This window comes from Mesorhizobium sp. M1A.F.Ca.ET.072.01.1.1 (genome assembly GCF_004023325.1).
Classification (GTDB): Bacteria; Pseudomonadota; Alphaproteobacteria; order Rhizobiales; family Rhizobiaceae; genus Mesorhizobium.
Map to the genome: position 1 here is coordinate 1 of NZ_RZSF01000231.1, position 11,049 is coordinate 11,049.

At 61.4% G+C, this 11,049-nt stretch carries 11 protein-coding genes, 1 tRNA gene and 2 pseudogenes; 12 read left to right on the plus strand and 2 right to left on the minus strand.

What is annotated here, in order from left to right; translation table 11 throughout:
• From EOA32_RS40810 to EOA32_RS25840, 8 genes and pseudogenes are all read left to right on the plus strand, one after another.
• Positions 1 to 135 (plus strand): annotated as a pseudogene (locus tag EOA32_RS40810) (ABC transporter ATP-binding protein); the annotation flags it as partial.
• A 10-nt stretch (positions 136 to 145) separates the two neighbouring features.
• Positions 146 to 1,213 carry an ABC transporter ATP-binding protein gene (locus tag EOA32_RS25810; protein WP_128373219.1) on the plus strand — a complete coding sequence of 356 codons (1,068 nt, stop codon included), beginning with the start codon at positions 146 to 148 and terminating at the stop codon, positions 1,211 to 1,213.
• A complete protein-coding gene (locus tag EOA32_RS25815; RefSeq protein ID WP_128373220.1) occupies positions 1,214 to 2,080 on the plus strand; it encodes a sugar ABC transporter permease in 867 nt (288 codons plus the stop codon).
• A gap of 1 nt (position 2,081) precedes the next feature.
• On the plus strand, positions 2,082 to 2,990 hold the full coding sequence (locus EOA32_RS25820) for a carbohydrate ABC transporter permease (protein ID WP_066992537.1): 909 nt from the start codon (positions 2,082 to 2,084) through the stop codon (positions 2,988 to 2,990).
• Between the two features lie 3 nt (positions 2,991 to 2,993).
• Positions 2,994 to 3,281: a DUF2160 domain-containing protein gene (locus tag EOA32_RS25825; protein WP_067319787.1), complete on the plus strand. Its 288-nt coding sequence runs from the start codon at positions 2,994 to 2,996 to the stop codon at positions 3,279 to 3,281.
• A 77-nt stretch (positions 3,282 to 3,358) separates the two neighbouring features.
• On the plus strand, positions 3,359 to 5,089 hold the full coding sequence (locus tag EOA32_RS25830; RefSeq protein ID WP_066992542.1) for an ABC transporter substrate-binding protein: 1,731 nt from the start codon (positions 3,359 to 3,361) through the stop codon (positions 5,087 to 5,089).
• 90 nt (positions 5,090 to 5,179) lie between these two features.
• Positions 5,180 to 6,673 carry a glycerol kinase GlpK gene (glpK, locus tag EOA32_RS25835; protein WP_128373221.1) on the plus strand — a complete coding sequence of 498 codons (1,494 nt, stop codon included), beginning with the start codon at positions 5,180 to 5,182 and terminating at the stop codon, positions 6,671 to 6,673.
• A 32-nt stretch (positions 6,674 to 6,705) separates the two neighbouring features.
• Positions 6,706 to 7,185 (plus strand): DUF6882 domain-containing protein, encoded by a 480-nt coding sequence (locus EOA32_RS25840; protein WP_066992548.1) that lies wholly within the window; start codon positions 6,706 to 6,708, stop codon positions 7,183 to 7,185.
• Between the two features lie 67 nt (positions 7,186 to 7,252).
• Here EOA32_RS25840 and EOA32_RS25845 read toward each other — a convergent pair whose 3' ends face one another.
• Positions 7,253 to 7,708 carry a BA14K family protein gene (locus tag EOA32_RS25845; RefSeq protein ID WP_128373222.1) on the minus strand — a complete coding sequence of 152 codons (456 nt, stop codon included), beginning with the start codon at positions 7,706 to 7,708 and terminating at the stop codon, positions 7,253 to 7,255.
• A gap of 283 nt (positions 7,709 to 7,991) precedes the next feature.
• On the opposite strand from EOA32_RS25845, the gene EOA32_RS25850 reads away from it, so the two are divergent.
• The 4 genes from EOA32_RS25850 to EOA32_RS25865 all read left to right on the plus strand — a co-directional run bounded on the left by EOA32_RS25850 (position 7,992) and on the right by EOA32_RS25865 (position 10,683).
• A tRNA-Lys gene (locus tag EOA32_RS25850) sits at positions 7,992 to 8,067 on the plus strand.
• A gap of 460 nt (positions 8,068 to 8,527) precedes the next feature.
• Entirely contained in the window at positions 8,528 to 9,067 is a 540-nt protein-coding gene (locus EOA32_RS25855) for a J domain-containing protein (RefSeq protein WP_128373223.1), read from the plus strand.
• A gap of 184 nt (positions 9,068 to 9,251) precedes the next feature.
• Positions 9,252 to 9,437 (plus strand): hypothetical protein, encoded by a 186-nt coding sequence (locus EOA32_RS25860; RefSeq protein WP_066992556.1) that lies wholly within the window; start codon positions 9,252 to 9,254, stop codon positions 9,435 to 9,437.
• A 100-nt stretch (positions 9,438 to 9,537) separates the two neighbouring features.
• Entirely contained in the window at positions 9,538 to 10,683 is a 1,146-nt protein-coding gene (locus EOA32_RS25865; RefSeq protein WP_095777747.1) for a hypothetical protein, read from the plus strand.
• Positions 10,684 to 10,713: 30 nt separating this feature from the next.
• Here EOA32_RS25865 and EOA32_RS25870 read toward each other — a convergent pair.
• A pseudogene (locus tag EOA32_RS25870) lies at positions 10,714 to 11,049 on the minus strand (DNA-protecting protein DprA); the annotation flags it as partial.

Genomic DNA, 11,049 nt, shown 5'->3' on the forward strand with positions numbered 1-11,049 from the left:
CGCTGGGTGATGCTCGCGCACGGCATCCTCGATTTCGAGACCGACGACGAGGTCGAGGTGTTCATCGACCCGCGCCACATCATGGTCTTCGACCAGAACGGCGGCGCGGTGACTGCGTCGAAGCTGGCGGCCTGAGGAGGAAGCGATGGCACGCATCGACGTCAACCACATCCGCCACTCCTACCTGACCAATCCAAAGAAGGATTCGGATTTCGCGCTGAAGGAGGTGCATCACACCTTCGAGGACGGCGGCGCCTATGCGCTGCTCGGGCCGTCCGGCTGCGGCAAGACTACCTTGCTCAACATCATTTCGGGGCTGCTCCATCCCTCGCACGGCCAGCTCCTGTTCAACGGCCGGAACGTGACCAATCTGTCGACGCAGGAGCGCAATATCGCCCAGGTGTTCCAATTCCCGGTCATCTACGACACCATGACCGTCTACGACAATCTGGCCTTTCCGCTGCGCAACCGCCGCGTGCCGGAGGCCGATGTCGACCGCAAGGTGCGCGAGACGCTCGACATGATCGATCTCGCCTCGATGGCGAACCGGAAGGCGCGCCGGCTGACCGCCGACCAGAAGCAGAAGATCTCGCTCGGTCGAGGACTGGTGCGCTCGGACGTCAACGCCATCCTGTTCGACGAGCCGCTCACCGTCATCGATCCGCATATGAAATGGGTGCTGCGTTCGCAGCTCAAGCAACTGCATCGCCGCTTCGGCTACACCATGGTCTACGTCACGCACGACCAGACTGAAGCGCTGACTTTCGCCGACCGCGTCGTGGTCATGTATGACGGCGAGATCGTGCAGATCGGCACGCCGGCCGAGCTGTTCGAGCGGCCGCGCCACACCTTCGTCGGCTATTTCATCGGTTCGCCGGGCATGAATGTGCTTCCGGTTGCGCTCGAAGGCAGGACGGCGTTGCTCGGCTCGCAGCGCATCGAACTGCCGGGCGCACCCAAGGCCGAAGCCGGTCCGGTCGAGCTCGGCATCCGTCCCGAATATGTCCGGCTCGGCCGCGAAGGCATGGCGGTGTCAGTCAGCAAGGTCGAGGATGTTGGCCGCCATAAGGTGGTTCGCGCCAATCTCGAGGGCAAAGAGATCGCCGCCGTCATCGGCGAGGACGATGAGGTGCCGACCGAACCCAAGGTCCGCTTCGATCCGGCCGGCATCAACATCTATGCCGATTCATGGCGCGTCGAGATGGGGGCGTAGATGGAAAAGACCTGGAACAACAAAGCCTGGTTCCTCGTCCTGCCGGTGTTGGTGCTGGTGGCCTTCTCGGCCGTCATCCCGCTGATGACCGTCGTCAACTATTCGGTGCAGGACACGTTCGGCAACAACGTCTTCTTCTGGGCCGGCACCGAGTGGTTCGAGGAGTTGCTGGCGTCCGACCGCTTCTGGGAAGCGATGGCGCGCAACCTGATCTTCTCCTTCATCATCCTGGCGATCGAGGTGCCGCTCGGCATCTTCATCGCGCTCAACATGCCGAAGAAGGGCTGGGGCGTGCCGGTCTGCCTGGTGCTGATGGCGCTGCCGCTGCTCATCCCATGGAACGTCGTCGGCACGATCTGGCAGGTGTTCGGCCGCAACGACATCGGCCTGCTCGGCTACTACGTCAACGCATTCGGTATCGACTACAATTATGTCCAGGATCCGATCGACGCGTGGGTCACCGTCATCATCATGGACGTCTGGCACTGGACGAGCCTGGTCGTGCTGCTCTGCTATGCCGGCCTGGTTTCGATCCCGGACGCCTTCTACCAGGCGGCCAAGATCGACGGCGCCTCGCGCTGGGCGGTGTTCCGCCACATCCAGCTGCCGAAGATGCAGCGCGTGCTGCTGATCGCGGTGCTGCTGCGCTTCATGGACTCCTTCATGATCTATACCGAGCCCTTCGTCGTCACCGGCGGCGGTCCCGGCAATTCGACCACCTTCCTGTCGATCGACCTCGTCAAGATGGCGCTCGGTCAGTTCGATCTCGGTCCGGCGGCGGCCATGTCGCTGGTCTATTTCCTGATCATCCTGTTGTTGTCGTGGGTGTTCTACACCGTGATGACCAACTACGACGCGGAGCGCTGAGATGGCGAGCGCAAACGAGACGACACGCGTAAGCGAAGCGGCGGTCACCGAGGTAGGCAGCACCCTTTCGCAGGACGAGGTGGCGAAGCTGATGCGGCGCCGGGGCGAGGAATCGCGCTGGTGGTGGATTGTGCCGACGCTCTACATCGTCGTGCTGCTGCTGCCGATCTACTGGCTCATCAACATGAGCTTCAAGACCAATGCGGAGATCGTGTCGTCGCTGACGCTGTTCCCGCACAATCCGACGCTGGCAAATTACCGCACCATCTTCACCGATGCGTCCTGGTATTCGGGCTACATCAATTCGATCACCTATGTGGTGATGAACATGGTGATCTCGGTGGCCGTGGCGCTGCCCGCGGCCTACGCCTTCTCGCGCTACCGCTTCCTCGGCGACAAGCACCTGTTCTTCTGGCTGTTGACGAACCGCATGGCGCCGCCGGCGGTGTTTGCCCTGCCGTTCTTCCAGCTCTATTCGGCCTTCGGCCTGATCGACACCCATATCGCCGTGGCGCTGGCGCACTGCCTGTTCAACGTGCCGCTGGCGGTATGGATCCTGGAAGGCTTCATGTCCGGGGTGCCGAAGGAGATCGACGAGACCGCCTATATCGACGGCTATTCCTTCCCGCGCTTCTTCGTAAAGATCTTCATGCCACTGATCGCGAGCGGCATCGGCGTCGCCTGCTTCTTCTGCTTCATGTTCTCTTGGGTGGAGCTTCTGATCGCCCGCACGCTGACGACGACCGACGCCAAGCCGATCGCGGCCACCATGACCCGCACCGTCTCGGCCGCCGGCATGGACTGGGGGCTGCTCGCCGCGGCCGGCGTGCTGACGCTGATCCCCGGCGCGCTGGTGATCTGGTTTGTGCGCAACTATATCGCCAAGGGCTTCGCCCTGGGGAGGGTGTGATCGATGAACCTCGACTTCTCCTGGATGGCGTGGACGTTGCCGACAGCGGCTTTCTTCGGAACGGTATTGCTGCTGCTGGTCGGCATGGCGGCCTGGGAATATGCCTCGCCGGGCGGCAACCCGCGCGTTGGGATCCTGCGCTTCGAAACGACGCGCGGCGACCGCCTCTTCCTGTCGCTGCTCGGCAGCGCCTTTATCCATCTCGCTTGGCTGGGTCTCGTTGGACCCAACCTGTGGTGGGCTCTCGCTCTCTCCGTGGTCTACGCGATCGGCGTATTCCGATACGTATAGAGGGGGAAATAGTTGGAGCGGCCGCGTGCCGGCGGCCGCTCCAGATCGCACTTGCAACCTAAGACTGGAGGAAACACATGCGACGGCAAATTTTTACATCAACGACAGCCATTGCACTATTGCTGGGCGTAGGTAACGCCTATGCCGGTATGGACGAGGCAAAAGCTTTTCTCGACAAGGAGATAGGTGATCTGTCGACGCTTTCGCGCGCCGATCAGGAAAAGGAAATGCAGTGGTTCATCGACGCAGCCAAGCCGTTTGCCGGCATGGACATCAAGGTCGTGTCGGAAACCATCGCCACCCATTCCTATGAATCGCAGGTGCTGGCGCCGGCCTTCTCGGCCATCACCGGCATCAAGGTCACCCACGACACGATCCAGGAAGGTGATGTGGTCGAGAAGATCCAGACCCAGATGCAGACCGGTCAGAACCTCTATGACGGCTGGGTCAACGATTCCGACCTGATCGGCACGCACTGGCGCTACCAGCAGGTGCGCAACCTGACCGACTGGATGGAAGGCGACGGCAAGGACGTCACCAATCCGAATCTCGACCTGAAGGACTTCATCGGCACCTCGTTCACGACGGCGCCCGACAAGAAGCTCTATCAGCTGCCGGACCAGCAGTTCGCGAACCTCTACTGGTTCCGCTACGACTGGTTCAACGACGAGAAGAACAAGGCCGACTTCAAGGCCAAGTACGGCTACGACCTCGGCGTTCCCGTCAACTGGTCGGCCTATGAGGACATCGCCGCGTTCTTCACCGGCCGCGAGATCGACGGCAAGAAGGTCTACGGCCACATGGACTACGGTAAGAAGGACCCGTCGCTCGGCTGGCGGTTCACCGACGCCTGGCTGTCCATGGCCGGCAACGGCGACAAGGGCATTCCGAACGGCCTGCCGGTGGACGAATGGGGGATCAAGGTCGACGAGAATTCGCGGCCCGTGGGCTCCTGCACCGCGCGCGGCGGCGACACGAATGGTCCGGCTGCCGTCTACTCGATCCAGAAATACCTCGACTGGCTGAAGGCCTACGCTCCGGCCGAAGCGCAGGGCATGACCTTCTCCGAATCCGGCCCGGTTCCGGCGCAGGGTGGGGTGGCCCAGCAGATCTTCTGGTACACCGCTTTCACCGCCTCGATGGTCGACGCCAGCGCCAAGGCGGTGCTGAACGACGACGGCACGCCGAAGTGGCGCATGGCGCCGTCGCCGCATGGTGTCTACTGGAAGGACGGCATGAAGCTCGGCTACCAGGACGTGGGTTCCTGGACGTTGATGAAGTCGACGCCGACCGACCGCGCCAAGGCCGCCTGGCTTTACGCCCAGTTCGTCACCTCGAAGACCGTCGACGTGAAGAAGAGCCATGTCGGCTTGACCTTCATCCGCGAGAGCACGATCCACGACAAGAGCTTCACCGAGCGCGCTCCGAAGCTCGGCGGCCTGATCGAGTTCTACCGCTCGCCGGCCCGCGTCCAGTGGTCGCCGACCGGCACCAACGTGCCTGACTATCCGAAGCTCGCTCAGCTCTGGTGGCAGGCGATCGGCGATGCGTCGTCGGGCGCCAAGACCGCGCAGGAAGCGATGGACTCGCTTTGCGCCGAGCAGGAAAAGGTCATGAGCCGCATCGAAAAGTCGGGCGTCCAGGGCGATATCGGCCCGAAGATGGCCGAAGAGCATGATCTCGAATACTGGAACAAGGACGCGGTCTCGAAGGGCAACCTTGCGCCGCAGTTGAAGATCGAGAACGAAAAGGAAAAGCCGATCACCATCAACTACGACGAGTTGGTGAAGAGCTGGCAGCAGCAGTAACTGCATGACGCAGGCCCGCGAGCCTGTGTAGGAAATGCAGGGGAGGCGGCTTGGCCGTCTCCCCTGTTGCATGAGAAGTGGAGGGACGGAATGAGCGGTTTTGTGCTGGCCATCGACCAGGGAACGACCTCGACCAGGGCGATCGTCTTCGACAGCGAAATGAAAGTCGCCGGCACGGGCCAGCAGGAATTCACGCAGCATTATCCGGCTTCCGGCTGGGTCGAGCATGATCCGGAAGACATTTGGGCAAGCGTGCTCGCGACAGTGAAGGCGGCGCTGAAGGCTGCCGGTTGCGCAGCATCGGATATGGCCGCGATCGGCATCACCAACCAGCGCGAGACGGTGGTCATCTGGGACAAGGCGACGGGAAAACCGATCCACAACGCGATTGTGTGGCAGGACAGACGAACCGCGCCGCTTTGCCAGAAGCTCAAGAAGCAAGGGCTGGAGAAGACGTTCACGAAAAAGACCGGGCTGCTGCTCGATCCCTATTTCTCCGGCACCAAGATCGCCTGGATGCTGGACAAGGTGAAGGGCGCGAGAAAGCGCGCCGAGAAAGGCGAATTGCTCGCCGGCACGATCGACAGTTTTCTCATCTGGCGCCTGACCGGCGGCAAGGTACACGCCACCGATGCCACCAACGCCTCGCGCACGCTGGTCTACAACATCGAGAAGAATGTCTGGGACGACGAGCTGCTGTCCATCCTGAACATACCGGCCGCGGTCCTGCCGCAGGTGAAGGACTGCGCCGATGATTTCGGTGTCACAGAAAAGAGCCTTTTCGGCGCCGAGATGAGGATTCTCGGGGTCGCCGGCGACCAGCACGCAGCGACCATCGGCCAGGCCTGTTTCGAGCCGGGCATGATGAAGTCCACCTACGGCACCGGCTGCTTCGCGCTGCTGAACACCGGCGCCGATCTGGTGCGCTCGAAGAACCGGCTCTTGACCACCATCGCCTATCGGTTGAACGGCAAGACCACCTATGCGCTGGAGGGCTCGATCTTCATTGCGGGTGCCGCCGTGCAATGGCTGCGCGACGGCATCAAGGTGATCGGCAAGGCCGAGCAGAGCGGTGCGCTCGCCGGGACCGCCGATCCGGCGCAACAAGTCTATCTGGTGCCGGCCTTTGTCGGCCTCGGCGCGCCGCACTGGGACGCGGATGCCCGCGGCGCGATCTTCGGCCTGACGCGCAATTCGGGCCCGGCCGAGTTCGCGCGCGCGGCGCTCGAATCCGTCGCCTTCCAGACGCGCGACCTGCTCGACGCCATGCGCAAGGATTGGAAGGGCGCTTCCGCCAAGACCGTCCTGCGGGTCGACGGCGGCATGGTCGCATCGGATTGGACCATGCAGAGGTTGGCCGACATCCTCGACGCGCCGGTCGATCGGCCGACCATCCTGGAAACGACCGCGCTGGGTGCCGCCTGGCTCGCCGGATCCAAAGCCGGCGTGTGGCCGAAGGCGAAGGAGTTTGCCAAGACCTGGGCTCTCGATAAGCGCTTCAAGCCGGATATGGACGCCGCCACCCGTTCCGCCAAGCTGAGTGGCTGGCGCGACGCAGTGCGCAGGACGCTGAGCGTGCAATGAGGCGCGCGGGAGACACGGCAAGGCGAGGGGGCATGAAGCATCCGGATTGGTATCCCGCATGGCGTGACGAGGCTTTCGATCAGTTGAACGCCAAGAACCATCGTTTGGAGGATGAATTCCGCCTCGGCAGCTGGCAGCGCTACGACTATGACTTAACGACCGGAAAACTGCTTTTTTCGGCAGATGGCGTCGTCAAGGTGGTCGCCCGCATACAGATTGCCGGCTCTACAAGCGCCAAGGCGGACAACTGGCTCTGGGCTTGGGCAAATTCAAATTTGCCGGGCGACCTCCTCAGCGACGCCAAACTGGCTCGGTCATTCGGCGAGGAGAAGGGCATAGACGAACTGGCGCAGGCTTATGTGCTCGACGTGGCCGATGACCTCGAAGCGCTTGGTTGGGGACTGACCGGTGCCATGGTTCGGATTTGCAACGCGCTCGGAGCCTATCGCTCACCGCGAGGGGAAGGCGGGGGCCTGTACCTGATATTGAAAAGCGTCAACTGGGCCAGCTGAATGAACAGAGAGCCCGTGCCTTGCGGCACGGGCTCGGTCAACGACCCTGGATACTGACTGGAGGCTGTCAGTAGGGCGAAACGCACTGCTGACGCGGGCCGTTGTAGGGCTGGAAGGTGTTGTCCGAGGCGCGATAAGACCGATAGCGGTCATAGCACCACTGCACATGCGCATCGCCGCCACGATAGACGCGGTTCTGGCTGTTGATGATGGCGCCAGTAATCAGCGCGCCGGTGGCGAAGGCAGCGAGCGGGAACCAATAATCGCCATGCCGGCGATAGCCGCGGCGATATTCACGGTAGCCGCGATGGCCGTTCCAGTAGACGACGCCGTCCCGACGCGAGAAATCGCGGTTGAAGCTGCGGTGTCGCCTCCAATCCCGATACTGCACGGTCTGGACATCCGACGAGAGGCCCTGGGATTGTGGCACATAAGCTGGCAGTGCGTTGACCGGCACCATCTCCGCCGCGATGAACGACGCCGAGAGGGCGGCTGCCATCAGGCCTGATGCGATCCTTTTCATCGATGTACTCCTCGAGGGTTGGTAATCGTCCCTGTGTTGCGAAACGGGTCTCGGTTGCAATGGTTCCCGCTTCTCGATCAACGTATTGTTATCGTAGGGCTTTCTGAAGCGGCCCGGGTCCGGGTGATCGGCGGAGGCACCGAAAGCTTCTCCCGGGCACCTTAACCGCTCCTTTGGAATCCGTTCAAAATCCGCCTTGGAAGCTGGTGTTTTTCCGGTTGACCGGTCGCGGCACTCTCCCTATGTTCCGCGCAATTTCGAGGGCGGCGTTTTGAGCCCGCGGGAGCGCGTAGCTCAGCCGGTAGAGCAACTGACTTTTAATCAGTAGGTCATGGGTTCGAATCCCATCGCGCTCACCAAATATCCGGGCCATTTCAAAGATATAAGGTTTCGGCTGCGAAACGGGCAGACCGCTTTTCACGCCCCGGCTTAGCTGAGGCTAACTGATTGGCAAGGAAAAAGCCGGCAGCCGAAACGACCCGACCAGCGGCATCTGGTCTTCCTGTCTCATTTCAGGACGGGAATGCTTGGCATCGGCTTTGCACCCAGACATGGCCGGCTTGATCCCCGGCAGCTCGTCGGGCTTGAAGGCCGTTGTTGGGGGCCTCGCCCGGCGAGTTCTTCCCAAAGCGACCCTCCGGCGCCGCTGCTGCCTTCCGCCTAGGCTCAACAGCCTCCGTGAGTTCTGATTGTCAGGTTCCGCAAGATCGCTTGCGGGGAGTCACTCATGCTCGGCAGGCGGCTTGCGCGGGCAGGACGGTTGCGCGATGCTGCCGTTGGGGAGTGGTGTCGCAATATCGATTCTGTGGAATCACCACTATGTTCGTTGACTACTATGAGCTGCTCGAGATCAGCCCGAACGCGAATTCGGAAACGATCGAGCGGATATTTCGTTACTTTGCCATGCGCTACCATCCCGACAATCGGGATACCGGCAATGAGTCACGCTTCAGCGAAATCGTAGAAGCCCACAATACGCTCAAGGATCCAGTCAAACGCGCCCAATACGATGTCCAATATAGAGACCATTTGAGCGTTCGCCGCGATCTCGCCGAAGAAGCCAGCGATGCCAAAGGGCTTGAACGGGACGTTGTCATCCAGGCCAAGCTGCTGTCGCTTCTCTATGTAAAACGTCGACAGGACGTCAACAATCCTGGCATCGGCGATGAAGAGCTCGAACGCTTGTCAGGCTGCCCGCGAGAACATCTGGAATTTCATCTTTGGTATCTGAAGGCAAAGAGCTGGATAGCAAGGATCGAAAACGGGATGTTCGCGATCACCGTAGACGGCATCGATCGCGCCAATTCAGAGCATCGCCGTGAAACCGTCGCAACCAGGCTGCTGGATCATACAACTTGACGGTGCCCTCTGATACTGCCGGCTGATCGGTTGCTTTTACATTCGCGATTGCTTGTGTTCGAATTCCGCCGGGGCCATGGTTGCCCGGCGAGTAGGATCGATCCGGTGTGGGCCGGCCGCGCCATGCCTGGTTCCGTGCAACCTGGCAGGTAGCGTCAGGATGGCGGCCCAAGGGGAGGATAAGTTGCCCGAGAAGAAGGTGATCGCCGTCAAAGACTGGACTTGCGCCATGAGTGACGAACTCGGCCGCGTGGCCCTGACCGTCAATCCGACAGACGGTGAGCCGATCCTGGTCTTGCTGACGATCTTTCAGGCGGCAAAGATGGGGCGCGAGCTGCAGTCGCCGAAACGCGTTCAGTTTTCCATCTAACTGGGGATCGAGACGTCGGCAAAGGCTGGAGCGGCACCCCAACCTTGTCGCCAGGCGGGGTGGCGGCTAAGGTCGATTCTTCCCGAAGGAGAGCTCGACCATGGCACTTGACCTTTCGGTGGATGCTTCAGCCGCTAAAGCGGCGACGCTGCCTGGCAAATATCTCTTTGGCCCGGTCGCCGATTTCCTCATGCTCGGCGGCAGCGCGTTTCTGATCCTGCCCATCCTGTTCCTGGTGCCGCTCGAATATGAAGGCCTCGTCGCTGCAACCATGGTCGTCGTGGCATATCTGGTCAACTACCCCCACTTCGCCCACTCGTACCAGATTTTCTATCGCAATTTCGGGCGCAAGGTGAGGGGCAACGGATACGAGAAGAGCCTGCAGCTTCGCTACATTTTCGCGGGCATCGTCGTCCCCCTGATCATGGCCGCGTTCTTTGCATATGGCGCGGCAAGGGCGGACACTCAGCTGCTGGGATACGCAGCCAACGCCATGTTCTTCTTCGTCGGTTGGCACTACGTCAAGCAAGGCTACGGCATGCTGATGGTCGACGCCGTCCTGAAGCGTAAATTCTTCGACAATCGTGACAAGAAGGTGCTGCTGGTCAACAGCTATGTCGTGTGGATCCTGGCATGGCTCCAGACGAACACGGCGGTGACCCAAGGGAAATATTACGGCCTGGAATATTACACATTCGCGGTCCCTTCCTGGATAACCAACATCGCCCTGCTAGCGGCCGTCGCCTCGACGGCGGCCACGGTTCTGATGCTGATCAACCGCTGGCACAGAAATGGTCATGCGCTGCCGTATAACGGCATCGTAGCCTATGTCGCGTCGCTCTATCTGTGGATCCTGATTGCGAGGATAAACCCGCTCTGGCTGCTAGTGGTGCCGGCGCTCCACTCGCTGCAGTATCTGGCCGTGGTCTGGCGCTACCAGACGAACGTCGAGCGCGACGTCGCGGATGCCGCACAAAATCCGCAACCGAAGGTACTGTCCTTTCTCGGACCTCTCTACAGGCTTAGGGTTCTGGGATTCATCGTCGGGGGTGGTGCGCTCGGATATCTCGGCTTCTGGCTTATGCCGATGGCGATGACCGCCTTGATCCCCTACGACAAGCAAGTCCTCGGGTCCTCGCTGTTCTTCTTCATCGTGCTGATCTTCATCAACGTGCACCACTATTTTCTGGACAACGTGATGTGGCGCCGCGGCAATCCTGAAGTGTCCAAATATTTGTTCCGCTAACGCTGAAGCCGCAGGTCGGAGCAGCCGGGTTCACGCCACGAGCGACACATTCCCGCCGGCATGGCGCTCGAGGCGTCCGGCGAGGTCGAGCTCCAAGAGCACCATGGCGATCTGCGCGGCGCTCAGGCCTGTGTGGCGGATGATCTCGTCGACCGCGATCGGCGTCGGGCCGAGCGCTTCCAGCACGTCGGCGCGTTCGTCTTCGCCGGGCGGCGGCATTGCCGACAAGTCGGGCGCCTCGGCGAGCGGCATGGTCCTTGGCGGGCGAGTGCCAGCCAGCGGTGCCAGCGCGCCCAGAATGTCGGCCGCTTCGGTGACGAGCGTGGCGCCGTCCTTGAGCAGCGCATTGCTGCCGGCGGCACGCTC

Excerpts from the sequence above, each read along its gene's own strand:
- EOA32_RS25810 (WP_128373219.1), top strand. The coding sequence starts at position 146 with ATGGCACGCATCGACGTCAACCACATCCGCCACTCCTACCTGACCAAT.
- EOA32_RS25815 (WP_128373220.1), top strand. The coding sequence starts at position 1,214 with ATGGAAAAGACCTGGAACAACAAAGCCTGGTTCCTCGTCCTGCCGGTG.
- EOA32_RS25820 (WP_066992537.1), top strand. The coding sequence starts at position 2,082 with ATGGCGAGCGCAAACGAGACGACACGCGTAAGCGAAGCGGCGGTCACC.
- EOA32_RS25825 (WP_067319787.1), top strand. The coding sequence starts at position 2,994 with ATGAACCTCGACTTCTCCTGGATGGCGTGGACGTTGCCGACAGCGGCT.
- EOA32_RS25830 (WP_066992542.1), top strand. The coding sequence starts at position 3,359 with ATGCGACGGCAAATTTTTACATCAACGACAGCCATTGCACTATTGCTG.
- glpK (WP_128373221.1), top strand. The coding sequence starts at position 5,180 with ATGAGCGGTTTTGTGCTGGCCATCGACCAGGGAACGACCTCGACCAGG.
- EOA32_RS25840 (WP_066992548.1), top strand. The coding sequence starts at position 6,706 with ATGAAGCATCCGGATTGGTATCCCGCATGGCGTGACGAGGCTTTCGAT.
- EOA32_RS25845 (WP_128373222.1), bottom strand. The coding sequence starts at position 7,708 with ATGAAAAGGATCGCATCAGGCCTGATGGCAGCCGCCCTCTCGGCGTCG.
- EOA32_RS25855 (WP_128373223.1), top strand. The coding sequence starts at position 8,528 with ATGTTCGTTGACTACTATGAGCTGCTCGAGATCAGCCCGAACGCGAAT.
- EOA32_RS25865 (WP_095777747.1), top strand. The coding sequence starts at position 9,538 with ATGGCACTTGACCTTTCGGTGGATGCTTCAGCCGCTAAAGCGGCGACG.